Raw genomic sequence first — 22,373 nt, 5'->3', positions numbered from 1 at the left:
TGGCGCATCCGTGGTGGGGGTCGAAGGGAAGCCGTCCTGCCATTGTTCCACGCCTCAGCCTCATCCGCCCGCAGGTGATGACATGGAAAAGGTTAACAACGGGTTAGCGCGCCAAGACGAACCAGCCCGGCAGGATCACGAGGCCGAGCCGCCGACCGTCAGACCGCCGATCATCAGGCTGGGCAGGCCGACGCCCACCGGAACCCATTGGCCCTGTTTGCCGCAGTTGCCGATCCCCGGATCCAGCGCGAGATCGTTGCCGATGGCGCGGATCTGATGCAGCGCGGTCGCTCCGTCCCCGATCAGCGTTGCGCCCCGGATCGGATCGCCGACCTGACCGTTCTTCACGCGATAGGCCTCGGTGCAGGAAAAGACGAACTTGCCGTTGGTGATATCGACCTGACCGCCGCCGAATCCAACGGCATAGATCCCGTCCTTGAGATCCGACAGGATCGCAGCGGGGTCGTCAGAGCCCGGCAGCATGAAGGTATTGGTCATGCGCGGCATCGGCGCATGGGCATAGCTTTGGCGTCGCCCGTTGCCGGTAGGTTCGACCCCCATCAGCCGCGCGTTCTGGCGGTCCTGCATGTAACCGACAAGGACGCCGTCCTCGATCAGGACATTGCGGCCGGGGGCCGAGCCCTCGTCATCGACCGAGATCGAGCCGCGGCGATCGGGAATGGTGCCGTCGTCGATCACCGTCACGCCGGGCGCGGCGACGCGTTGGCCCAAAAGCCCGGCAAAGGCGGAATGTCCCTTGCGGTTGAAGTCGCCTTCAAGCCCATGACCCACGGCCTCGTGCAGCAGGATGCCGGGCCAGCCGGGACCAAGGACGATATCCATGACACCCGCCGGGGCCGGGACCGAGCGCAGGTTGACCAGGGCGATCCGCAGGGCCTCGCGTACCTGTGCCTGCCACTGCTCGGGCGCGATCAGACCGTCCAGCGCGACGCGCCCGCCACCGCCGGCATTGCCCGATTCGCGGCGGCTGTTCGATTCCACGATGACCGAGACGTTCAGCCGCGCCATCGGGCGGATGTCGGTCGCAAGCCCGCCCTCCGGACGAAGGATCGCGACTTCCTGCACCGAGGTCGACACGCTGGCCGAAACCTGAACGACGCGGGGGTCAAGATCGCGCGCGAAGGCGTCGATTTCACGCAAAAGCGCGACGCGCGCGGCGAAGCTGACATTTCCGGCCGGGTCGATCGGTTGGTAAAGCGGGGTGATGGCGCCGCTGGGGGGCAGGGCAAGGGTGCCGCCGCCATCGCCCACGGCAAGGCGGACTGTCTGCGCGGCCTGCTTCAGCGCGCTTTCCTCGATCTCGGTCGAATGGGCATAGCCGGTGACTTCGCCACGCACGGCACGCAGGCCGAATCCCTGCTCGGCATCATAACTTGCGGTGCGCAGGCGACCGTCGTCAAAGGCAAGGGTCTCGGCGCGCGAACGCTCAAGGAACAGCTCGCCATCGTCCGCACCATCCAGCGCATCCTTGAGGATCCGCAACGCGCGGTTGCGGTCAAGGTGGGTTTCGAAGGGTGAAAACGGCGAGTCGGTCATGCGAAAGTCCTTGTGCCAGAAGGCATCGACTAGGGGTTTTTTGGTCGCAAGTCGATAGGTATGACTTGCCCGTGATGGGAAGATATGCTTGTCAAACGATACCAATGTCGGCCGGGCAGGAGGACCTGAGCCCGCCGGCGGGACGTAGGCAACGGGATGGGATGATGGCAATTGCGACGATGCGCCGCGCTGCTGCGGTGGGACTTGGCCTTGGACTGACGGCAGTGGCGGGGCTTCCTGCTGCGGCACAGGAGGTACTTGGCGACCTGCCTGTGATCGGCAAGCCGCATAATGGCGGCATGGGATTCCAGCCGGCTTCCAGCCCTCTGGCCCATGACCAGCAATGGCTGGACCACTTCACCCTGTATATCATTACCGCGGTGACGATCTTCGTCTGCCTGCTGCTTCTGATCTGCATCGTGCGCTACAATCACCGCGCGAACCCGGTCCCGGCGCGCTTCACGCACAACACGCCCCTGGAAATCACCTGGACCCTGATCCCGGTGCTGATCCTGGTGGCGATTGGCGCCTTCTCGCTGCCGATCCTGTTCCGCAGCCAGGAAATGCCCAACGATCCGGATCTGGTGATCAAGGCCATCGGCCACCAGTGGTACTGGTCCTATGAATATCCGAATGACGGGATCGCCTTTGACGCGATGCTGCTGGAAAAGGACGCGCTTGCGGACGCAGGCTATTCCGAGGATGAATACCTGCTTGCCGCGGACAACCCCGTCGTGGTTCCCGTGGGCAAGAAGGTCCTGGTCCAGGTCACCGCGACCGACGTGATCCACGCCTGGACCGTGCCCGCCTTTGCCGTCAAACAGGACGCCGTTCCCGGCCGGATCGCGCAACTGTGGTTCGAAGTCGATCAAGAAGGCGTGTATTTCGGTCAGTGCTCCGAACTTTGCGGCATCAACCACGCCTATATGCCGATCGTCGTGAAGGCCGTGAGCCAGGAGAAGTACGATGCATGGCTGGCCGGCGCGAAAGAAGAATTCGCGGCCGACGCCTCTGATTACCTGCCCGCCCAGCCGATCAGGCTGGCCCGGGCGGAATAAGGACAGGACGTGACGGATATCGACGCATATCACGGGCCGGCCGAGGCTGGCTTTGGCGACTATGTCGCCCTGCTCAAGCCGAGGGTGATGTCCCTTGTGGTGTTCACGGCCTTTGTCGGCCTGTGGATCGCGCCACAGCCGATGAACCCCTTCGTGGCCTTCTGCGCGGTGCTGTTCATCGCGCTGGGGGGCGGGGCATCCGGCGCGCTGAACATGTGGTATGACGCGGATATCGACGCGGTGATGAAACGCACCGCCAACCGGCCGATCCCGGCCGGATTGGTGCCCAAGCAGGACGCCCTGGCGCTTGGCCTTGGGCTGTCGCTGCTGTCGGTCATGATGCTGGGGCTGGCTGCGAACTGGTTCGCCGCGGGTTTTCTGGCCTTCACCATCTTCTTCTATGCCGTGGTCTATACGATCTGGCTGAAGCGCTCGACCCCGCAAAACATCGTCATCGGCGGTGCGGCGGGGGCCTTCCCGCCCATGATCGGCTGGGCCTGCGCCACCGGCGGCATCGGGCTGGAATCGCTGCTGATGTTCGCGCTGGTCTTCTTCTGGACGCCGCCCCATTTCTGGGCGCTGGCGCTGTTCATGAAGGAAGACTACCACAAGGCCGGGATCCCCATGCTGACGGTGACGCATGGCCGTGCGGCGACCCGTCGCCACGTCTTCGGCTATACGCTGGTGCTTGCGCCCTTTGCGATCTGGCTGGGCTTCACCTCGGTCGGCGGCTGGCTTTATCTGTCGGTCTCGGCCGTGCTGAACCTGCTGTTCATCGCGGGCGGCTGGCGCATCCTGCGCCGCAGTGAAGACCAGGCGATTGCCGATGGCTATCGTGTCGAGAAGAAGTATTTCCGCCTGTCGCTGTATTACCTGTTCCTGCATTTCCTTGCGCTTCTTGCGCAGCATTGGGTGGGGGCATGGTGATGTTTCCGCAGGTTGAACACGAACTTCACAAGCGTCGCCGCGGCCGGAACCTTGGCCTTCTGGTCGTCCTTCTGGCCTTTGTGGCGCTGGTCTTCGGACTTTCGATCGTCAAGATCACCAACGGCGACCAGATGGAGGGGTTTGACCACCGTCCTCGTTCGTCGATGCTGCCCAAGGATCCCAACCCGCCGGCACGCAATTCCGGCCCGATCGCAGCCCCCGGCACGCCCGGCGCGGCCGCCCTGTCGCAACCAAAGGTGGAGCAATGACGCAGAACCCACGCTCGCATGGTCGCACTGCGGGGATGCTGGTCGGCGTCGTCGTCACCATGGGCGCGTTGGCCTGGGCTGCCGTTCCCTTCTACGACTGGTTCTGCCGCGTCACCGGCTATGGCGGGACGACGAACGTCGCCGAGCAAAGCTCGGACGTCATCCTGGATGAAAAGGTCCGTGTCCGCTTCGACGCCAATGTCGATCCCAATATGGGCTGGACCTTCCGACCGATGCAGCGCGACATGCAGCTGCGCATTGGCGAGAACGCCATCGCCTTCTACGAGGCGATCAACAACACCGACCAGCCGATCACGGGCACGGCCAGCTACAACGTGGCACCCGACGCGGCTGGCTATTTCTTCAACAAGATAGAGTGTTTCTGCTTTACCGAGCAGACCCTGCAACCGGGTGAGCGGGTCGAGATGCCCGTCAGCTTCTTCGTCGATGCGGGGATCGTGGATGACCGGGACGCAAGCCGCATTCGCGACATCACGCTTTCCTATACTTTCCACCGGACCGAGTCCGCGGCGCCGAAACAGGCGGCGCTGACGCAGGGGACCGACCAGAAGTTCAACTAAAGCAACAAGACGCAGCAACAGCGGAACGCAGCCATGGCCCATGTAAAGAACCACGACTATCAGATCCTTCCGCCTTCGATCTGGCCGCTCTTGGGCGCGATCGGCGCCTTCATCATGTTGTCCGGCGCTGTGGCCTGGATGAAAGGGATCACCTTTTTCGGTGCCCCGATCGAAGGGCCCTGGATGTTCCTGATCGGCTTTGTCGGGGTTCTTTACGTCATGTTCGGCTGGTGGTCGGATGTCATCACCGAGGGTGAGACGGGCGAACATACCCCTGTCGTGCGGATCGGCCTGCAATACGGCTTCATCCTGTTCATCATGTCCGAGGTGATGTTCTTCGTCGCCTGGTTCTGGGCCTTCATCAAGAACGCGCTTTACCCGATGGGACCGGACAGCCCGATCAAGGACGGCGTCTGGCCGCCGGAAGGGATCACCACCTTCGACCCCTGGCACCTGCCGCTGATCAACACGCTGATCCTGCTGCTTTCGGGCGTCGCCGTGACCTGGGCGCACCACGCCTTTGTCCACGATGGTGATCGCAAGACCACGATCAACGGCCTGATCGTCGCCGTGATCCTTGGCCTCTGCTTCACCGCGCTGCAGGCCTATGAATACAGCCACGCCGCCTTTGGGCTGGCCGACACGGTCTATGCCGGCACCTTCTTCATGGCCACGGGCTTCCACGGCGTCCACGTCATCATCGGTACGATCTTCCTGTTCGTCTGCCTGATCCGCCTGCTGCGCGGCCAGATGACCCAGAAGCAGCATATCGGCTTCGAGGCGGCGGCGTGGTACTGGCACTTCGTCGACGTCGTCTGGCTGTTCCTGTTCGTCGTAATCTATATCTGGGGCCGCTGAACCCCGCAGGAATTCATGGCGGCGCGGGGAAGCACCCTCGCGCCGTCTTTCTTTTGGATGGGCTGATGCGCCGCTATCTTTTTCCGCTGATTATCGGTGTGCTTGGCACGGCGATCCTGATTTCCCTCGGTGTCTGGCAGCTTGGCCGCCTTGAATGGAAAGAGGACATGCTGGCCCAGATCCAAAGCCGGATCGAAGGGCCACCCCGGCCACTGCCCGCCCGGTACGAGCCCGAGATGAAATACACGCCGGTCACGCTGTCGGGTCGCACCACCGGTGATGAAATCGACGTCCTGTCGGGGACGCGTGAAAGCGGGGGCGGCTATCAGATCGTCTCGGCCTTCGTCACCGACGACGGGCGGCGCATCCTTCTGGACCGCGGCTTCGTCGATCAGGATCACCGCCACGCGCCACGCCCCCCGGTCGATCTTGCCGTCATCGGCAACCTGCATTGGCCCGAGGAAAAAAGCTCATCGACGCCCGCGCCGAACCTGTCCGAGAACATCTGGTTCGCCCGCGACGTGCCCGCCATGGCCGAGAAACTGGGGACCGAGCCGCTGCTGGTCGTCGCGGCCCAGGTCTCGGGCGACGCGCAGGGGATCGAGCCGATTCCGGTCGCAATTCAGGGCATCCCGAACAACCACCTGAGCTATGCGGTGCAATGGTTCATGATCGCTGCGGTTTGGGCAGGGATGACAGTTGCGCTGATCTGGCGTATCAGGCAACGTCAATTCTAGAGGATCACGATGCGCTACGTTTCGACCCGCGGCCGGGCAGAGGTTCTGGATTTCGCGCAGGCCATGATGACCGGGCTTGCCCGTGACGGGGGGCTGTATCTTCCCGAGACAATCCCGACCTTCACCCGCGAAGACATAGCCGCGTTGGACGGGCTGCCTTACGAGGAAGTCGCGCTGCGCGTGATCACGCCGTTCGTCGGCACCAGCTTTTCGCAGGACGAACTCAAGGGGGCCATCGCCCGCGCCTATCAGGGGTTCGACCATGTCGCCCGCGCGCCGATGGTCCAGCTGGCCCCGGGGCATTTCCTGCTTGAGCTGTTCCACGGGCCGACGCTGGCCTTCAAGGACTTCGCGATGCAGTTGATCGGCCAGCTGTTCCAGCTGGCGCTTGCGAAATCCGGGGATCGGGTGGCGATCCTTGGCGCGACTTCGGGCGATACCGGTTCGGCCGCGATCGAGGCGTTTCGCGGGCTTTCGAATGTCGATGTCTTCATCATGTACCCGCATGGGCGCGTCAGCGAGGTGCAGCGCCGGCAGATGTCGACGCCCGCCGATGCGAATGTCCATGCGCTGGCCGTCGACGGTACGTTCGATGATTGCCAGGCACGGCTGAAGGACCTGTTCAACGACCACGAATTCCGTGATGCGGTCGGGCTGGCAGGCGTCAACTCGATCAACTGGGCGCGTGTTCTTGCGCAGATCGTCTATTACTTCACGGCTGCTGCCAGCCTTGGCGCGCCGCTGCGCGAGATCGACTTCACCGTTCCGACCGGGAATTTCGGCGACATCTTTGCTGGGTCCATTGCCAAGGCGATGGGGCTGCCGATCGGCAAACTGGTGGTTGCGACGAACCAGAACGACATCCTGCACCGCGCGCTTTCGACCGGCGAATACCGCGTCGGCACGGTTGAACCCTCGATCAGCCCGTCGATGGATATCCAGGTCAGTTCGAATTTCGAACGCGCGCTGTGGCTGGCCTATGGCCGTGACGGCGCCGCTGTCAGCCAGCTGATGGACGAACTGAAATCCGGGGGCTTCGCCGTCAGCCAGGGCGCGCTGCAGCACTTGCGCGAAACCTATGTCTCGGGCCGCGCCTCCGAGGATGAGACGACCGCGATGACCGCCACCGTCCATGCCGAAACGGCCGAGGTGATCTGCCCGCACACCGCCGTCGCGATCAAGGTCGCGCGCGAACACCTGCGGCCGGGCGTGCCGATGATCTCGCTGTCGACGGCCCATCCCGCCAAATTCCCGGATGCGGTCGAGGCGGCCATCGCGGTTCGTCCGGCGCTTCCGGCGCATATGGCCGACCTGTTCGACCGCGACGAACGGATCACGCGGGTTGAAAACGATGCCGACAAGATTAAGTCGCTGATCCTTGAACGGAGAACAGTGTGAACCAAACCCGCATCAGCACCCTGCCCAACGGATTGCGCGTCGTGACGCGCGACATGCCTGGCCTGCATTCGGCCACCATCGGGATCTGGGTCGGTGCCGGCTGCCGCGACGAACGCGCCGAGCAGAACGGCATTGCCCATTTCCTTGAGCATATGGCGTTCAAGGGAACGCCGACGCGCAGTGCGCTGCAGATCGCCGAGGCGATCGAGAATGTGGGCGGCTATATCAACGCCTATACCTCGCGTGACGTGACCTCGTATTACGCGCGGGTTCTGGCGGGCGATGTCGAACTGGCGCTGGACGTGATCTCGGATATCGTGCTGAACCCGATCTTTGACCAGCGCGAGATCGAGGTCGAGCGTGGGGTGATTCTGCAGGAAATCGGGCAGTCCCTGGACACGCCCGATGACGTGATCTTCGACTGGCTGCAAGAGGCGGCCTATCCGGACCAGCCCATGGGGCGCACGATCCTTGGTCCGGCCGAGCGTGTCAGCAATTTCAGCCGCGAGGATCTGTCTGGCTTCATCACCGAGCATTACGGCCCCGAACGGATGATCGTGGCCGCTGCCGGTGCGGTGGACCACGACCGCATCCTGCGTCAGGTCGAAACGATCTTTTCGCATTCTCCAGCCCGCCCGCTGACTTCGCGCGAGCCTGCCCGCTGGCAGGGTGCCGAGACGCGGCGCGTCAAGAAACTGGAACAGGCCCATTTCGCGCTGGCCTTCGAGGGACCGGGTTACATGGACCCGGATTTCTATGCCGCGCAGATCTGGACTTCGGCGCTGGGGGGCGGAATGTCGTCGCGCCTGTTCCAGAAGATCCGCGAGGAGCGGGGCCTTTGCTATTCGATCTTCGCGCAATCGGGTTTCCATGACGATACCGGCATGGTCACGATCTATGCCGGGACCTCCGGCGAACAGGTCGCGGATCTTGCGAACCTGACCATCGACGAGATGAAACGCGCCGCCGAGGACATGACCGAGACCGAGATCGCGCGCGCCCGCGCACAGCTCAAGGCCGGGTTGCTGATGGGGCTGGAAAGCCCGACAGGGCAGGCCGAGCGGATGGCCCGATCGCTGGCGATCTGGGGTCGCATTTCGGAACCTGCCGAAGTCGCCGAGCGTATCGACGCGGTGACTGTGGCAGATGTCCGCGCCCATGCCGAGCGTCTGATCCAGAATGCAAGACCGGCTCTTGCACTCTACGGCCCGGTGCGCTCTGCTCCGTCCAGAGAGAAGCTCAGTCAAAGGCTTGCTGCCTGATGTTCAACCGCCGCCGTCCGCCTCGTCTTGAAACCGAGCGGATGGTGCTGCGCCTGCCGGTCCATGCCGATTTCGAGGCATGGGCCGCGCTTCGGGTCCACAGCCGGGATTTCCTGACCCCTTGGGAACCCGTCTGGGCGCCAGATCACCTGTCCAAGAAAAGCTTTACCAACCGTGTCTACTGGGCGCAGCGGGCGAATCGGAATGGCAATGCACTGCCGCTGTTCCTGATCCGGAACGACGATGTGCTGCTGGGGGCGATCACGCTGGACAATATCCGCCGTGGTCCTGCCCAATCCGCAACCATCGGCTATTGGATCGGCGAGCCTCATGCCCGGCAGGGTTACATGCGCGAGGCCATCGCAGGGCTGGTCGGTCATGCGTTTTCCGTCATGGACCTCAGCCGGATCGAGGCGGCCTGCCTGCCCGAGAATGCAGCCTCTCGCGGGGTGCTGGAAAAGGCGGGCTTCAAATATGAAGGGGTCGCGCAAAGCTATCTGCAGATCAACGGGCGCTGGCGGAACCACGTCCTTTACGCGAACCTGCGCCATGACCGGCGCGGCAAGACCGAGGTCCGCTGACCCATGGCGTCGCCCCTGAACCCTGCGGATCAGGCGCTTGCAGACCGGTTGCCGCCGGGTGTCCTGCGACCCGTCACCCCCGCCTATCTTGAAGAGCCGCGCGCTCGCTATCAGGGGCAGGCGGGATTGGTCGCCGCCCCCCGCACGACCGAGGAGGTCGCCCAGATCGTCCGGGCCTGTGGCGCGGCAAGGGTCGGGATCGTGACGCGGGGAGGGGGAACGGGGCTGGTCGCGGGGCAGGTGATGCCCGACGGGCCCGCTCCGCTGGTTTTGTCGCTTGAGCGGATGACCGCCCTGCGCGGCATCTGGCCCGAGGAAAACGTTCTGGTGGCCGAGGCGGGGATGACGCTTCAGGCCGTGCGGGACGCGGCAGAGGCGCAGGGGCGCCTGTTTCCGCTGTCCCTTGCCAGTCAGGGAACCGCGGCGATCGGGGGGTGCCTGTCCACCAATGCGGGCGGTGTGACCGCGCTGCGCTATGGCACCGCACGCGCTCTTTGCCTTGGGGTCGAGGCCGTGCTGCCGGATGGCAGCGTGGTCCATGATCTCAAGCGACTGCGCAAGGACAATACCGGCTACGATCTGCGCGACCTGCTGATCGGGGCCGAAGGCTCGCTGGGGATCATCACCGCGGCCAGCCTGAAGCTGGTCCTGCCGCCGCCGAATACCGGCGTTGCCATGTTGCAGGTGCCGTCACCCGAAGCCGCGCTAAGCCTGCTCGCGCTGGCCGAGCGGCACATGGCCGGGGGTGTCACCGCGTTCGAACTGATCGGGGGCGAGGGGCTGGCCTTTCTGGCGGAAACCCTGCCCGAGATCCGACAACCGCTGCCGGGGGCGGCGTGGTCCGTCCTGATCGAGGTCGGCTTGCCGCAGGGCCTGCCAGCCGATGCCGCGCTGAAAGAGTTGTTCGAGGCGGCCTTGCAGCAGGATCTGGTGACCGACGGCGTCATTGCCCAGTCCGGGCAGCAGGCGGCGACCTTCTGGCACCTGCGCGAAAACATCCCCGAGGCGAACCGCCGCATCGGCGCGGTCGCAAGCCATGACATCAGCCTGCCTTTGTCGGAAATCGCGGGTTTCATCCGTGATGCCGGGCAGGCGCTGGCCGCGCGGGCCGATGTCCGTGTGAACTGCTTCGGCCATCTGGGCGATGGCAATCTGCATTACAACCTGTTCCCTGCGCCGGGTCGCCATCGCGCCGAATACGACGACCAGCGTGCCGCTCTTTCGCTGCTGGTCCATGAAATGGCGGTGGCGCGTGGTGGATCGTTTTCGGCCGAACACGGCGTCGGTCGCTTGAAGGTGGCCGAGCTGGAGCGTTGGGGCGATCCCGGCCGCCTTCAGGCCATGCGGGCGATAAAGGCGGCTCTTGATCCTCTGGGGATCATGAACCCTGGGGCGGTGCTTTCCCAAGCAACGGGCTAAGCCTTGCCCGCAGATGCTCAAGATAGGCGGTCAGCCGCGGGGGAATGAAGGGCTGCGGCAGGTAAAGCGCCTGAATGTCCAGCTGCGGTCCGGGGAAGTCCGCCAGCACCCGCTCCAGCCGGCCCTCGGCAATGTCATGGTCGATGACGAAACGCGGGATCAGGGCGATCCCTGCACCCTCCAACGCCAGCTTGCGCACCGCTTGCGGGCTGTTCATCGTGATGCGGCCGGGCAGGGGCACGCTGATGGCCCTGCCGTCGACCACGAATGTCGCACGGTTGGGCGAGGCCGCGTTGCTGTCGCGGACATTGGCATGGTCGCGCAGGTCGTCGGGATGTTTCGGACGGTCATGCGCGGCGAGATACTCTGGACTGGCCACGGCAAAGGATTCCGTGCGCCCCAGCCTGCGCCCGATCAGGCTGGAATCGCCCAGCACCCCGATGCGCAGGGCCAGGTCGAACCCCTCGGCCGCCAGATCGACATAGCGGTCGGTCAATCGCAGATCGATCGAGATGCCAGGATGCGCCTCGATGAAGTCCCGTGTCAGGACGGGGGCGAACATCTCGCCGAAAGTGACGGGGGCGGTGACGCGCAATCGCCCGCTGAGCACACCTTCATCGGCGCGCGCCTGCGCATCCAGTTCCTCGACCGCCGAAAGCACGCGCCGCGCTGCGACCAGGAAACGTTCCCCCGCAGGCGTCAACGACAGGGCACGGGTCGTGCGATTGAGCAGCGTGATGCCCTGCTGCGCCTCGAGCGCCGCGACATACTTGCTGACCAACTTGTTCGAGATGCCCAGCCGATTGCCCGCCCGCGTGAACGAGGCGGCATCCACCACCGCGACGAAGGCGCGGATTCCGTCCAGTCGATCCATTCTATCCCCAAAGTGGCGACAATATTTCGTCGATAATGTCCGTTTCCGCGACAAGAGGAAAGCGCCATATCCCGGACATCGACAGCTTGTTCAAGGGAGTCTCCCAAATGTCCGATCTTTCACTTTCCGGAACGGCGACCGCGGAAAATCGCGCCGACATCGCCGCCTTCGTTCTTCGCGTCTCGACGGGCCTGTTCTTCCTGGTCCACGGCCTGATCAAGGTCTTCATCTTTACCCCGGCGGGCACGGCCGGATATTTCGAATCGATCGGGCTGCCGGGGGCACTTGGCTACCTGACGATCCTGATCGAGGTTCTGGGCGGGCTTGCCCTGATCGCGGGCCTGTATACCCGCTGGGTCGCGCTGCTGACTGTGCCGGTTCTGCTGGGCGCCGCGGTCTTTGGCCATGGCGGCAATGGCTTCACCTTCAGTAACCAGGGCGGCGGTTGGGAATACCCCGTGCTTTGGGCGGTGGTGATGTTCGCCCTGTCCCTGTTGGGTGACGGCGCCTGGTCGCTGGCGCGTCGCCGCTGACCTGCCCCTTACGATCGTGACGGAAAAGCCGGCCTTAGGGCCGGCTTTTCCCTGCGTGCATGGCTGCCTTGATTTGTCAGTCACACGGCTTGACCATAATCACGCGGGAACTGGCGACGGAGGACGCGAACATGGCCGAGGACTATCTTCACCGCATCCGCAACAAGGCCCTGCTCGAGCGGGTGGTGACGGCCGAGAAGGCCGCCGACCTGATCCGGGACGGGATGGTCCTGGGGATGAGCGGTTTCACCCGCGCGGGCGAGGCCAAGGCGGTTCCGCTGGCCTTGGCCGAACGGGCGCGGCGTGCGCCGCTGAAGGTCACGCTGATGACCGGGGCTTCACTGGGCAATGACCTGGACAAGCAACTGGCCGAGGCGCATGTGACTGCGCGCCGCATCCCCTTCATGTCCGATCCCTCGCTGCGCCGCGCGATCAATGCGGGCGAGGTCATGTATATCGACCAGCATCTCAGCGAGACGGTCGAACAGCTGCGCACCTGCCAGTTGCCGCCCGTCGACATCGCCATCATCGAGGCGGCGGCGATCACCGAAAGCGGCGGGATCATTCCCACCACTTCGGTCGGGAACTCGGCCAGTTTCGCGCTTCTGGCCGAAAAGGTGATCGTCGAGATCAACCTGAACCAGTCCGAGCAACTGGAGGGGCTGCATGACATCTATATCCCGACCTATCGCCCCAGCCGGACGCCGATCCCGGTCGTGACCCCGGAAAGCCGCGTGGGCTTTCCCTTCATCCCGGTTCCGCCCGAACGCATCGCGGCGATTGTCGTATCGACCAAGCTGGACAGCGCGGCGAACGTGTCCGATCCGGACGAGGGGACGCAGGCCATCGCCGGCCACCTGACCGAATTCCTGAAGAACGAGGTCGCGCATTCCCGCTTGCCCAGCCATCTGCATCCCCTGCAAGCCGGGATCGGAACCATTGCGAACGCCGTCCTGCACGGCTTCATCGACAGCCCCTTCCACGACCTGACGATGTATTCCGAGGTGCTTCAGGATTCGACCTTCGAGCTGATGGACGCGGGCAAGATGATCTTTGCCTCGGGCTCGTCGATCACGTTGTCGGCCCCGAAATACCGCCAGGTGATGGAGCGGTTCCAGGACTACAAGCCCAAGCTTGTGCTGCGCCCGCAGGAGATTTCGAACCACCCCGAGGTCGTGCGCAGGCTGGGCCTGATCTGCATCAACACCGCGCTGGAATTCGACATCTATGGCAACGTCAACTCGACCCATGTGATGGGCAGCAACATGATGAACGGGATCGGCGGGTCGGGCGATTTCGCGCGAAATGCCTTTCTGTCGGTCTTTGTCACCAAGTCCATCGCCAAGGAGGGGCGGATCTCCTCGGTCGTGCCGATGGTCAGCCATGTGGACCATACCGAGCATGACGTCGACATCCTGGTGACAGAGCAGGGCCTGGCCGACCTGCGCGGACTGGCGCCACGGGAACGTGCCCGCGTCATCATGGCGAATTGCGTGGCCCCGGACTGGCGCGATGGGCTGGAGGATTATTTCACCCGCGCCCTGGTTCGCGGCGGCCACACCCCGCATCTGCTAGAAGAAGCGCTGAGCTGGCATGACCGGTTGCGTCGCACCGGCACGATGAAGCCCGAGTAAGGGGCCGGAAAGACGAAACGCCCCGCATCAATTGCGGGGCGCTCGATCGTGGCAAGGTTCCGAAATGGGTATTTTCGAAACGGTGAAGATCACCAGGCGGGAATGACCGCGCCGGTATACTTGTCCTCGATGTATTTCTTGACCTCGGGCGAGTGATAGGACTCGACCAGCGTCTTGGCCCAGTCAGCATCCTTGTCAGCGCTGCGCACGACGATGATGTTCGCATAGGGGCTTTCAGCCGCCTCGATCGCGATCGCGTCCTTTTCAGGGTTCAGGCCGGCTTCCAGCGCGTAGTTGGTGTTGATGACGGCGATGTCTGCATCGGCCAGCGCGCGCGGAAGTTGCGCGGCGTCGAGTTCCAGGAACTTGAGGTTCTTCGCGTTCTCGGTCACATCAAGCGGGGTCGGGGTCAGGCCGGTGCCCTCGGCCAGCTTGATGAGGCCCTTTTCCTGCAAAAGCAGCAGCGCGCGGCCGCCATTGGTCGGGTCGTTCGGCAGCGCGACCTTGCCGCCTTCGGGCAGTTCGTCCAGCGATTTCAGTTTTTGCGAATAGACGCCCATCGGGGTGGTGATGGTCTTGCCGATCGAGACCAGGTCGAAGCCGCGGTCCTTGATCTGCTGGTCAAGATAGGGCTGGTGCTGGAAGCTGTTCGCCTGCAGGTCGCCGTCGTTCAGCGCCTGGTTCGGGACGACATAGTCGGTGAACTCGACGATGTCGATGTTCAGGCCCTTCTCCTTGGCCACCTTGGCGACCTGCTCCATGATCTCGGCATGTTCGCCGACCGAGACGCCGACCTTGATGTCTTCGGCCGAGGCGATGCCCGCGATCAGCGCGAGCGACGAGGCGAGGGCGACAATGCGAAGTTTACGCATGGATTGTCCTTTCGGGTTGGAAGGTTACCGGCCCCGGTTGCGGGGGGCGCGTTTGTCGAAGCGGGAGGCGATCCATTCCCCGCAGCTTTGGACAAGCTGGACGAGCAGGATCAGGATGACGACCACGGCCAGCATCACCTCGGGCATGAAGCGCTGGTATCCGTAGCGAATGCCAAGATCGCCCAGGCCCTCGCCGCCGACGGCACCGACCATGGCGGAATAGCCGATCAGGCTGACCACGGCGAGCGTGAGGCCCAGGATGATGCCGGGCATCGCTTCGGGGACCAGAACCTTGCGCACGATCTGGCCCGGCGTCGCGCCCATGGCGCGCGCGGCCTCGATCAGGCCGGCATCGACCTCGCGGATGGCAGTTTCGATCAGGCGGGCGATGAAGGGTGCGCTTGCGATGGTCAGGGGCACGATGGCCGCTGTCGTCCCGATCGACGTGCCCGCGACCAGCCGCGTGAAGGGGATGATCGCGACGACCAAAATGATGAAGGGGGTCGAGCGGGCGGCGTTCACCACCAGGCCCAGAACGGTGTTCGCGACCGGCGCGGACAGCAGCTCGCCCCGGCGCGACGTGGCGAGGAAGATCCCCAGCGGCGCGCCGATGATCGTGCCCAGAAGCGTCGACATGAAGACCATGTACAGCGTCTGCAAGGTCGATTCCCAAAGGATCGGGATCAGGTTAGCCGACATAGCCGAGCACCTCCGTCACCAGCCCGTGTTCTTCAAGGAAGCGGCGGGATTCCTCCAGCCTGCCTGCCGGGATGCCGACGATCAAGCTACCGAAGGGCTGGGCCCCGATTTCCTCGATCGCGCCGGCAAGGATGTTCACGCTGACGCCGCGCTCGGCCGTCAGCCGCGCCAGCATCGGGTCGGTGGCATGCCGGCCGGTGAAGGTGATGTGCAGCACCGCCTCGGCGTCCGGGGCCTGCGGGGCGGGGCGCAGTTGGCCCGCCACGAATTGCGGCACCGCGACCCCCGTGACGCCCTGCAGGAACGAGCGGGTCGTCGGGTGGGTCGGGCGCGAGAAAACGGCATAGGTCTCGCCCGCCTCGACGATGCGCCCGGCTTCGATCACGGCGACATGGCTGCAGATGTCGCGCACCACGGCCATTTCGTGGGTGATGAGCAGGATGGTCAGGCCAAGATCGCGGTTGATGTCGCGCAGAAGGTCAAGCACCTGCCGTGTGGTGTCGGGGTCAAGGGCCGAGGTCGCCTCGTCTGACAGCAGCACGCGCGGGCCGGTTGCCAAAGCGCGGGCGATGCCGACGCGCTGCTTCTGGCCGCCCGACAGTTCCGCCGGATAGCGGTTGCGCTGCGCGCCCAGTCCGACCCGGTCGATCAGTTCGTCGACGCGGGGGGCGATGCGGTGGCGGTCCTCTCCCGCGATTTCCAGCGGCAGGGCGATGTTCTCTGCCACCGTCCGTGACGAAAGCAGGTTGAAGTGCTGGAAGATCATGCCGACCTCGCGCCGGATCGCACGCAACGACCCGTCCGAGGCCGCGCCGACGTCATGGCCCGCGACGATGACCTGCCCCGATGAGGGGCGCTCCAGCCCGTTGACCATCCGCAGCAGCGTGGACTTGCCCGCGCCCGAGCGGCCGATGATCCCGGTGATCGCGCCCGCGGGCACGTCGAGCGAAATATCCTGCAGGGCCACGACATCACCCGCGCCGCCTTTCTGCGGATAGCGGCGCGTCACGTCCTGAAATGAGATTGCTGGCTCTGCCATGGGTCCGTCCTGAGTGTCAGGGCTGACCTATGCGCGGGATGGGCGTCTTTGCAAGGGGCATGGACCCCGCAAAACGGAAATGCCGTTCCCCCCGCGCAGTGACGGAGAGAACGAGGTTCTTTTCCTGCAAATTACGCGGCGGAAAGTGCGGCGACAATGGGGCCGAAGTCACTGGCCTTGAGGCTGGCGCCGCCGACAAGCGCGCCGTTCACATGCGCGATCGAGAAGATTTCGGCCGCGTTACCGGGCTTGACCGAGCCGCCGTAAAGCAGCGCCATTTCCGCGCCGTCTGCAAAGCGCGCGGACAGGCGGTCGCGCATCAGGGCGTGAACCTCGGCGATCTGGTCGGTGGTCGGGGTGCGGCCGGTTCCGATGGCCCAGACCGGTTCATAGGCGATGACCGTATTGGCGGCGGTCGCGCCTTCGGGGATCGAGCCCGCAAGCTGGGACGCGATCAGGTCGAGCGTCTGGCCCGCATCGCGCTGCGCCTCGGTCTCGCCGACGCAGATCACCGCGACAAGACCCGCCTTGTGCGCCGCTTCAGCCTTGGCGCGGACCTGTGCGTCGGTTTCTCCGTGATCGGTACGGCGTTCGGAATGGCCAAGGATGACGTGACTTGCACCCGCGTCCAGCAATTGCGCCGCCGAAATGTCGCCCGTATGGGCGCCCGAGGCGTTTGCGTGGCAATCCTGTCCACCGACAGCAATCCTGCCCGATGCCCGGGCGGTCAGGGCATGGATCAGCGTCGCAGGGGGGCATACCAGGACATCACAGCCCGGTGCCGGCTGGTCGGCCAGAAGCCGGTCGATCTCGGCCAGGGCGGCCAGGGTTCCGTTCATCTTCCAATTGCCGGCTGCAAGCTTGCGCGGGGCCATCACCCTCTCCCATTTTCATCTGTTCCGACAGGGGATTAGGCAAGCCGAACCGCGCGATCAAGCCGCGCGGGGGATGTGTGCGCTAACGGTTGCAAGAAATTTCCGAAGGCGCGATCAAAGCTGCGCGCGGGTGCCTTCGATCGGGCCGAAGCTGACGGATTCGCCGCAGCCGCAGCTGTCGGTCACGTTCGGATTGCGAAACTTGAAACCGGATTCCAGCAGGCTGGTTTCGTAATCAATCTCGGTCCCGAACAGGAACATCTGCGCGGTGGGGGCAATCAGCACGCGGGCGGCGCCTTGTTCCACGACTTCATCGCCGGGCTGGGCGGTCTCGGCCAGTTCCATCGTGTATTCCATTCCCGCGCAACCACCCTTCTTCAGGCCGATGCGCAGCCCGCTTGCGGATTTCGCGGTCATCAGCCGGGCAATCTGGCGCTCGGCCGCTTCGGTGATGGTGACGGGGGACTTTCCGGGGATCGAGAACATCGCATCTTCCTTGTTCGCTGCCTTTCATTTAGGTCGAACAGGCCCGCCGCTCAAGGGGTGCTTGACACTGGCGGCATCGCGGCTATAAGCGCCGCTTCATTGGTGTTGGTGGACCCCGCAAGGGGAACCCTGTCAGGCCTCGGCCAGAGGACAACGCCCTTCGACAACGCAAAAGAAGGAGATCAGCGATGACCAAACGCACCGCTGCCAAGTACAAAATCGACCGCCGCATGGGCGAAAACATCTGGGGCCGCGCCAAGTCGCCGCTGAACAAGCGCGAATACGGCCCGGGCCAGCACGGCCAGCGCCGCAAGGGCAAGCTGTCCGACTTCGGCACCCAGCTGCGCGCCAAGCAGAAGCTGAAAGGCTACTACGGCGATCTGACCGAGAAGCAATTCCGCCGCATCTATTCGGAAGCCGAGCGCGTCAAGGGCGACACCGGCGAGAACCTGATCGGCCTGCTGGAGCGCCGCCTGGACGCCGTCGTCTATCGCGCCAAGTTCGTTCCGACGATCTTCGCCGCGCGCCAGTTCGTGAACCACGGCCACGTGGAAGTGAACGGCCAGCGCGTCAACATCGCGTCCTACCGCGTCAAGGAAGGCGACGTCGTCTCGATCCGCGAGCGTTCGCGCCAACTGGCCATCGTGCTGGAAGCCGTCGCCCTGACCGAGCGTGACGTTCCGGACTATCTGGAAGTCGACCACAACAAGATGACCGCGAACTTCGTCCGCACCCCGGCCCTTGGCGACGTGCCCTATGCCGTCGTGATGGAACCGAACCTGGTCGTCGAATTCTACGCGAAAAACTGATCCTTTCAGGATTGCGGGTTTCAGGGCCGTCCCTTTCGGGGGCGGCCTTTTCGTTTGTGGCGCCGTTGCAGGGGGCTCGTGCATCACATTGCGCGGAAGACCCCTGCAGCACGGTTGCATCCTTTGCCGTCTTTGCGGATTTTCGGGCCGGATTCGACGAGTGGGGATGATGATGCTGCGGTCTTTTGCGGTTCTGCTTTCGGTGATGATGACGCTGCCGGCGGCAGCACAGGAGAAGCCAGCGCCGGATGAGCGACTGTGGACCTGCGAGACCTCGATCATGGGCGAGGCGACCGAGGTCAACTATGTCCGCGACGCGCAGTTTCGCGAGAATGTCGGCTCGCTGGAAAAGAACCTGTCGGGCTGGGGGCGGATCAGCTGCCCGGGCTATGTCACCCTTCGCGAGATCCTGCGCCGCAACGAGATGGAAGACGACGGCAGCTATTGCCTGCTGTGGGACAAGGCGGGCGACACTTATGTCGGCGCGCAGGTCGGCGTGCGCAAGGGCAATGCGGTCTGCCGCAAGACCTTCTGCGAGAAGGTGAACGGTGCGCGGTCCGCGACCATGCGCAATGCGAATGAACTGGCCGTCGCGGGCTTTGATGCCGTGACGCAAAGGCCCGGGGCCGCAATCCTGGCCGCCACCTCGGGTACAGTGGTCGGGACCATGCAGGCGGCGGGCGCCGCGGCGATGGGGGTTGCGGCCTCTCCGGTCGCGGTCGGCTCGCTGGTGGTGGGTACGGCGGCGGCGGGCGGAACCATGTGGTATTGCGCCGACGAATAGCCGAGAAGCAGGCCCCGAGCCTTCAGGGTTCACCGTTTTCCAAATACCCCTGCAACGATGCCGAAAACGAAAAGGCCGCCCCCGAAGGGACGGCCCTGAATTTGGCTATGTGGCAGATCAGGCTTTGGCGAGGTTGCGCAGCACGTAATGCAGCACACCACCGTTTTCGAGGTATTCGATCTCGACTTCGGTATCGACCCGAGCTTTCAGCTGGATCACCTTTTCGGTGCCGTCGGCATATTTGATCGTCGCCGGGACCAGCGAAAGCGGCTTGAAGTCGCCTTCGAGGCCGTCGATCGAGATGACTTCGGTGCCCTTCAGGCCCAGCGTCTTGCGGTTGTCGCCGCCGGTGAACTCGAACGGAATGACGCCCATGCCGACCAGGTTCGAACGGTGGATGCGCTCAAAGCTTTCCGCGATCACGGCCTTGACGCCCAGCAGGTTGGTGCCTTTGGCCGCCCAGTCGCGCGACGAACCGGCGCCGTATTCGATCCCACCCACGACGATCAGCGGAATGCCCGCATCCTTATAGGCCATCGCGGCGTCATAGATCGAGGTCTGCTTGCCGTCGGGGCCGGTCGAATAGCCGCCCTCGACGCCGTCCAGCATCTCGTTCTTGATGCGGATGTTGGCGAAGGTGCCACGCATCATGACTTCGTGGTTGCCGCGGCGCGAACCATAGCTGTTGAAGTCCTTCGGCGCGACCTGACGCTCGGTCAGGTAGACGCCTGCCGGGGTAGTCGGCTTGAAGGAACCGGCCGGCGAGATGTGGTCGGTGGTGATCATGTCACCCAGCAGCGCCAGAACGCGCGCGCCGTGGATGTTGTGGATCGCGCCTTTTTCCGCACCCATGCCCTGGAAATAGGGCGGGTTCTGGATGTAGGTCGATGCCGCCGGCCAGTCATAGGTCTCGCTGTCGGTGACCTTGACGGCTTGCCAGCGTTCGTCGCCCTTGAAGACATCGGCGTATTTCGACTGGAACATCTCGCGCGTGACGATGGTGTCGACCAGGTCCGAAACCTCTTTCGAGGTCGGCCAGATGTCCTTCAGGAAGACGGGTTTGCCGTCCGCGGTATGGGCCAGCGGTTCCGTGGTCAGGTCGATGTTCATGTCGCCTGCGATGGCATAGGCCACGACCAGCGGCGGCGAGGCCAGGTAGTTCGCGCGGACGTCGGGCGAGATGCGGCCCTCGAAGTTGCGGTTGCCCGACAGGACCGAAACCGCGACCAGGTCGTTCTCGTTGATCGACTTCGAGATTTCCGGCTGCAGCGGGCCAGAGTTCCCGATGCAGGTGGTGCAGCCGAAGCCGACCAGGTTGAAGCCGAGCGCGTCCAGATCTTCCTGCAGGTTTGCGGCCTTCAGGTATTCCTCGACGACCTGCGAGCCGGGGGCCAGCGAGGTCTTGACCCAAGGCTTGCGGGTCAGGCCAAGGGCGCGCGCCTTGCGGGCGACAAGACCTGCGGCCATCAGCACATAGGGGTTCGAGGTGTTGGTGCAGGAGGTGATCGAGGCAATCACGACCGAGCCGTCATGCAGCCTGTAGTCCTGACCTTCGACTGCGCCCTCGTTATAGCCTTCGTGATGGCCGGGCAGGTCCGACGGGGCAGGGGCGCCGCCTTCGGCGTTCCAGCGCTTCTCGCCATTGGCGGTCGGCTCGGGCAGCTTGCGGGTGCCGCAGATATACTTGCGGAACTCGAAGGCCGAGTCGGTCAGCGGAACGTGGTCCTGCGGGCGTTTCGGACCCGAGATGGCCGGAACGACCGAAGCCTGATCCAGTTCCAGCGTCGAGGAATAGACGGGCGCATAGTCCGCCGTGCGCCAGAAGCCATTCGACTTGGCATACGCCTCGACCAGGGCGATACGCGACTCCTCGCGGCCGGTCTGGCGCAGATAGCGCAGGGTTTCGTTGTCGATCGGGAAGAAGCCGCAGGTTGCGCCATATTCCGGGGCCATGTTGGCGATGGTGGCGCGATCCGCCAGCGGCATGTTGTCGAGGCCTTCGCCGTAGAATTCGACGAATTTGCCAACGACGCCATGCTTGCGCAGCATCTGGACGACCTTCAGCACCAGGTCGGTGGCGGTCACGCCTTCCGTCAGCGCGCCCGTGATCTTGAAGCCCACGACTTCGGGGATCAGCATCGAGATCGGTTGGCCCAGCATCGCGGCCTCGGCCTCGATCCCGCCGACGCCCCAGCCAAGGACCGCAAGGCCGTTGACCATCGTCGTGTGGCTGTCGGTGCCGACCAGCGTGTCCGGATAGGCGACTTCCTGGCCGTTCTGGTCCTTGTCGGTCCAGACGGTCTGGGCCAGGTATTCCAGGTTCACCTGGTGGCAGATGCCGGTGCCCGGCGGAACCACGCGGAAGTTGTTGAACGCGTTCTGGCCCCATTTCAGGAACGTGTAACGCTCCATGTTACGCTCATATTCCAGCTCGACGTTCTTCTGGAAGGCGCGGGGGGTGCCGAATTCGTCGATCATGACCGAGTGGTCGATGACCAGGTCAACGGGGTTCAGCGGGTTGATCTTTTGTGCGTTGCCGCCCAGGGCCTTGATGCCGTCGCGCATCGCGGCAAGGTCAACCACGGCGGGAACGCCGGTGAAGTCCTGCATCAGCACGCGTGCGGGGCGATACGCGATCTCGCGCGGGTTCTGGCCGCCAAGGGTCGCCCATTCGGCGAATGCCTTGATGTCGTCCACGCCGACCGTGCGGCCGCCATCTTCGAAGCGCAGCAGGTTTTCCAGCACGACTTTCAGCGAGGCAGGCAGCTTCGAGAAATCGCCCAGGCCCGCTTCGGTCGCGGCGTCGATCGAGTAATAGGCGACGCTTTGGCCCGCGACCTCAAGCTGTCGGCGCGTCCGCGCGGTGTCGGTTCCAGTTTCGATGGGCATGACTCGGCTCCCTATCCTTGAAAAAGGTGGCTGAATGGCGGTCTGGCAGGCATTTGCCCGTTTTCCCCGATGGGATCAAGAGGGTCAGGTCGCCGTTGTATGCAATTGTATGCTGTAATTTTGCCGCGGCTGCAAGATGTGGGTTTGGCGCAACGATCACAAGCCTGACGCACGCGGCTAACAAAGCATTGATTTGTGACAGGTGGCCCTGTGGCGGTAGTCATGCTGCAAT

At 64.1% G+C, this 22,373-nt stretch carries 22 protein-coding genes; 14 read left to right on the top strand and 8 right to left on the bottom strand.

The genetic code is table 11. From position 1 onward, the window contains the following. Positions 1-135: 135 nt before the first annotated feature. Complete coding sequence (gene tldD / locus ACO2Q4_RS11710; protein WP_423319447.1) at positions 136-1,557, bottom strand: metalloprotease TldD; 1,422 nt, start codon at positions 1,555-1,557, stop codon at positions 136-138. A gap of 161 nt (positions 1,558-1,718) precedes the next feature. On the opposite strand from tldD, the gene coxB reads away from it, so the two are divergent. The 10 genes from coxB to ACO2Q4_RS11660 all read left to right on the top strand — a co-directional run bounded on the left by coxB (position 1,719) and on the right by ACO2Q4_RS11660 (position 10,647). Beyond that, positions 1,719-2,615 (top strand): cytochrome c oxidase subunit II, encoded by an 897-nt coding sequence (coxB, locus tag ACO2Q4_RS11705; RefSeq protein ID WP_423319445.1) that lies wholly within the window; start codon positions 1,719-1,721, stop codon positions 2,613-2,615. Positions 2,616-2,624: 9 nt separating this feature from the next. Further along, a complete protein-coding gene (gene cyoE, locus ACO2Q4_RS11700) occupies positions 2,625-3,542 on the top strand; it encodes a heme o synthase (RefSeq protein WP_395133789.1) in 918 nt (305 codons plus the stop codon). Further along, positions 3,542-3,811 (top strand): hypothetical protein, encoded by a 270-nt coding sequence (locus tag ACO2Q4_RS11695; RefSeq protein WP_311758921.1) that lies wholly within the window; start codon positions 3,542-3,544, stop codon positions 3,809-3,811. The genes cyoE and ACO2Q4_RS11695 overlap by 1 nt, the downstream gene beginning before the upstream one ends. Further along, complete coding sequence (locus ACO2Q4_RS11690; RefSeq protein ID WP_311758922.1) at positions 3,808-4,392, top strand: cytochrome c oxidase assembly protein; 585 nt, start codon at positions 3,808-3,810, stop codon at positions 4,390-4,392. The genes ACO2Q4_RS11695 and ACO2Q4_RS11690 overlap by 4 nt, the downstream gene beginning before the upstream one ends. A gap of 33 nt (positions 4,393-4,425) precedes the next feature. Beyond that, entirely contained in the window at positions 4,426-5,250 is an 825-nt protein-coding gene (locus ACO2Q4_RS11685; protein WP_311758923.1) for a cytochrome c oxidase subunit 3, read from the top strand. Between the two features lie 65 nt (positions 5,251-5,315). Continuing rightward, entirely contained in the window at positions 5,316-5,987 is a 672-nt protein-coding gene (locus ACO2Q4_RS11680) for an SURF1 family protein (RefSeq protein WP_423319442.1), read from the top strand. Between the two features lie 9 nt (positions 5,988-5,996). Continuing rightward, positions 5,997-7,385 carry a threonine synthase gene (gene thrC, locus ACO2Q4_RS11675; protein ID WP_423319440.1) on the top strand — a complete coding sequence of 463 codons (1,389 nt, stop codon included), beginning with the start codon at positions 5,997-5,999 and terminating at the stop codon, positions 7,383-7,385. Then, a complete protein-coding gene (locus tag ACO2Q4_RS11670) occupies positions 7,382-8,647 on the top strand; it encodes a M16 family metallopeptidase (protein WP_311758926.1) in 1,266 nt (421 codons plus the stop codon). Before thrC ends, ACO2Q4_RS11670 begins: the two co-directional genes overlap by 4 nt. After that, positions 8,647-9,228: a GNAT family N-acetyltransferase gene (locus tag ACO2Q4_RS11665; RefSeq protein ID WP_311758927.1), complete on the top strand. Its 582-nt coding sequence runs from the start codon at positions 8,647-8,649 to the stop codon at positions 9,226-9,228. Before ACO2Q4_RS11670 ends, ACO2Q4_RS11665 begins: the two co-directional genes overlap by 1 nt. A 3-nt stretch (positions 9,229-9,231) precedes the next feature. Further along, on the top strand, positions 9,232-10,647 hold the full coding sequence (locus tag ACO2Q4_RS11660) for an FAD-binding oxidoreductase (protein ID WP_423319438.1): 1,416 nt from the start codon (positions 9,232-9,234) through the stop codon (positions 10,645-10,647). On the opposite strand, the gene ACO2Q4_RS11655 is transcribed toward ACO2Q4_RS11660, so the two are convergent. After that, the gene (locus ACO2Q4_RS11655; protein WP_423319436.1) at positions 10,607-11,521 is read right to left on the bottom strand and encodes a LysR substrate-binding domain-containing protein; all 915 of its coding nucleotides are present in this window, start codon (positions 11,519-11,521) and stop codon (positions 10,607-10,609) included. The two genes, ACO2Q4_RS11660 and ACO2Q4_RS11655, sit on opposite strands and share 41 nt — an antisense overlap. Positions 11,522-11,628: 107 nt before the next feature. Here ACO2Q4_RS11655 and ACO2Q4_RS11650 point away from each other — a divergent pair, with 107 nt between their 5' ends. Beyond that, complete coding sequence (locus ACO2Q4_RS11650) at positions 11,629-12,054, top strand: DoxX family protein (RefSeq protein WP_311758930.1); 426 nt, start codon at positions 11,629-11,631, stop codon at positions 12,052-12,054. A gap of 131 nt (positions 12,055-12,185) precedes the next feature. Then, complete coding sequence (locus ACO2Q4_RS11645) at positions 12,186-13,688, top strand: acetyl-CoA hydrolase/transferase family protein (RefSeq protein WP_423319434.1); 1,503 nt, start codon at positions 12,186-12,188, stop codon at positions 13,686-13,688. A gap of 89 nt (positions 13,689-13,777) precedes the next feature. On the opposite strand, the gene ACO2Q4_RS11640 is transcribed toward ACO2Q4_RS11645, so the two are convergent. The 5 genes from ACO2Q4_RS11640 to ACO2Q4_RS11620 form a co-directional block, all read right to left on the bottom strand. Beyond that, positions 13,778-14,560: a MetQ/NlpA family ABC transporter substrate-binding protein gene (locus ACO2Q4_RS11640; protein ID WP_423319432.1), complete on the bottom strand. Its 783-nt coding sequence runs from the start codon at positions 14,558-14,560 to the stop codon at positions 13,778-13,780. Positions 14,561-14,584: 24 nt separating this feature from the next. After that, complete coding sequence (locus ACO2Q4_RS11635) at positions 14,585-15,259, bottom strand: methionine ABC transporter permease (RefSeq protein WP_311758932.1); 675 nt, start codon at positions 15,257-15,259, stop codon at positions 14,585-14,587. Then, positions 15,249-16,298, bottom strand: coding sequence for a methionine ABC transporter ATP-binding protein (locus ACO2Q4_RS11630; protein WP_311758933.1), 1,050 nt, complete (start codon positions 16,296-16,298; stop codon positions 15,249-15,251). Before ACO2Q4_RS11630 ends, ACO2Q4_RS11635 begins: the two co-directional genes overlap by 11 nt. A 131-nt stretch (positions 16,299-16,429) precedes the next feature. Next, positions 16,430-17,173 carry a triose-phosphate isomerase gene (gene tpiA / locus ACO2Q4_RS11625; protein ID WP_423319429.1) on the bottom strand — a complete coding sequence of 248 codons (744 nt, stop codon included), beginning with the start codon at positions 17,171-17,173 and terminating at the stop codon, positions 16,430-16,432. 114 nt (positions 17,174-17,287) lie between these two features. Further along, positions 17,288-17,659, bottom strand: a complete 372-nt coding sequence (locus tag ACO2Q4_RS11620) for a HesB/IscA family protein (protein ID WP_311758935.1) — start codon at positions 17,657-17,659, stop codon at positions 17,288-17,290. 188 nt (positions 17,660-17,847) lie between these two features. Here ACO2Q4_RS11620 and rpsD point away from each other — a divergent pair, with 188 nt between their 5' ends. Both rpsD and ACO2Q4_RS11610 read left to right on the top strand, forming a co-directional pair. Continuing rightward, complete coding sequence (gene rpsD, locus ACO2Q4_RS11615) at positions 17,848-18,468, top strand: 30S ribosomal protein S4 (protein WP_311758936.1); 621 nt, start codon at positions 17,848-17,850, stop codon at positions 18,466-18,468. Between the two features lie 172 nt (positions 18,469-18,640). Beyond that, positions 18,641-19,252 carry a hypothetical protein gene (locus ACO2Q4_RS11610; protein WP_311758937.1) on the top strand — a complete coding sequence of 204 codons (612 nt, stop codon included), beginning with the start codon at positions 18,641-18,643 and terminating at the stop codon, positions 19,250-19,252. Positions 19,253-19,369: 117 nt separating this feature from the next. On the opposite strand, the gene acnA is transcribed toward ACO2Q4_RS11610, so the two are convergent. Further along, positions 19,370-22,141: an aconitate hydratase AcnA gene (gene acnA / locus ACO2Q4_RS11605; RefSeq protein WP_423319426.1), complete on the bottom strand. Its 2,772-nt coding sequence runs from the start codon at positions 22,139-22,141 to the stop codon at positions 19,370-19,372. Between the last annotated feature and the right edge of the window lie 232 nt (positions 22,142-22,373).

This window comes from Paracoccus sp. KR1-242 (genome assembly GCF_049446195.1).
GTDB lineage: Bacteria > Pseudomonadota > Alphaproteobacteria > Rhodobacterales > Rhodobacteraceae > Paracoccus > Paracoccus broussonetiae.
The sequence above is the reverse complement of the archived record's forward strand: the minus strand, read 5'-3'. Positions and strand labels throughout refer to the sequence as shown.

Coding starts and splice junctions, on each gene's coding strand:
- tldD (WP_423319447.1), bottom strand. CDS start 1,557: ATGACCGACTCGCCGTTTTCACCCTTCGAAACCCACCTTGACCGCAAC.
- coxB (WP_423319445.1), top strand. CDS start 1,719: ATGATGGCAATTGCGACGATGCGCCGCGCTGCTGCGGTGGGACTTGGC.
- ACO2Q4_RS11695 (WP_311758921.1), top strand. CDS start 3,542: ATGTTTCCGCAGGTTGAACACGAACTTCACAAGCGTCGCCGCGGCCGG.
- ACO2Q4_RS11690 (WP_311758922.1), top strand. CDS start 3,808: ATGACGCAGAACCCACGCTCGCATGGTCGCACTGCGGGGATGCTGGTC.
- ACO2Q4_RS11685 (WP_311758923.1), top strand. CDS start 4,426: ATGGCCCATGTAAAGAACCACGACTATCAGATCCTTCCGCCTTCGATC.
- ACO2Q4_RS11680 (WP_423319442.1), top strand. CDS start 5,316: ATGCGCCGCTATCTTTTTCCGCTGATTATCGGTGTGCTTGGCACGGCG.
- thrC (WP_423319440.1), top strand. CDS start 5,997: ATGCGCTACGTTTCGACCCGCGGCCGGGCAGAGGTTCTGGATTTCGCG.
- ACO2Q4_RS11665 (WP_311758927.1), top strand. CDS start 8,647: ATGTTCAACCGCCGCCGTCCGCCTCGTCTTGAAACCGAGCGGATGGTG.
- ACO2Q4_RS11660 (WP_423319438.1), top strand. CDS start 9,232: ATGGCGTCGCCCCTGAACCCTGCGGATCAGGCGCTTGCAGACCGGTTG.
- ACO2Q4_RS11655 (WP_423319436.1), bottom strand. CDS start 11,521: ATGGATCGACTGGACGGAATCCGCGCCTTCGTCGCGGTGGTGGATGCC.
- ACO2Q4_RS11650 (WP_311758930.1), top strand. CDS start 11,629: ATGTCCGATCTTTCACTTTCCGGAACGGCGACCGCGGAAAATCGCGCC.
- ACO2Q4_RS11645 (WP_423319434.1), top strand. CDS start 12,186: ATGGCCGAGGACTATCTTCACCGCATCCGCAACAAGGCCCTGCTCGAG.
- ACO2Q4_RS11640 (WP_423319432.1), bottom strand. CDS start 14,560: ATGCGTAAACTTCGCATTGTCGCCCTCGCCTCGTCGCTCGCGCTGATC.
- ACO2Q4_RS11635 (WP_311758932.1), bottom strand. CDS start 15,259: ATGTCGGCTAACCTGATCCCGATCCTTTGGGAATCGACCTTGCAGACG.
- ACO2Q4_RS11630 (WP_311758933.1), bottom strand. CDS start 16,298: ATGGCAGAGCCAGCAATCTCATTTCAGGACGTGACGCGCCGCTATCCG.
- tpiA (WP_423319429.1), bottom strand. CDS start 17,173: ATGGCCCCGCGCAAGCTTGCAGCCGGCAATTGGAAGATGAACGGAACC.
- ACO2Q4_RS11620 (WP_311758935.1), bottom strand. CDS start 17,659: ATGTTCTCGATCCCCGGAAAGTCCCCCGTCACCATCACCGAAGCGGCC.
- rpsD (WP_311758936.1), top strand. CDS start 17,848: ATGACCAAACGCACCGCTGCCAAGTACAAAATCGACCGCCGCATGGGC.
- ACO2Q4_RS11610 (WP_311758937.1), top strand. CDS start 18,641: ATGCTGCGGTCTTTTGCGGTTCTGCTTTCGGTGATGATGACGCTGCCG.
- acnA (WP_423319426.1), bottom strand. CDS start 22,141: ATGCCCATCGAAACTGGAACCGACACCGCGCGGACGCGCCGACAGCTT.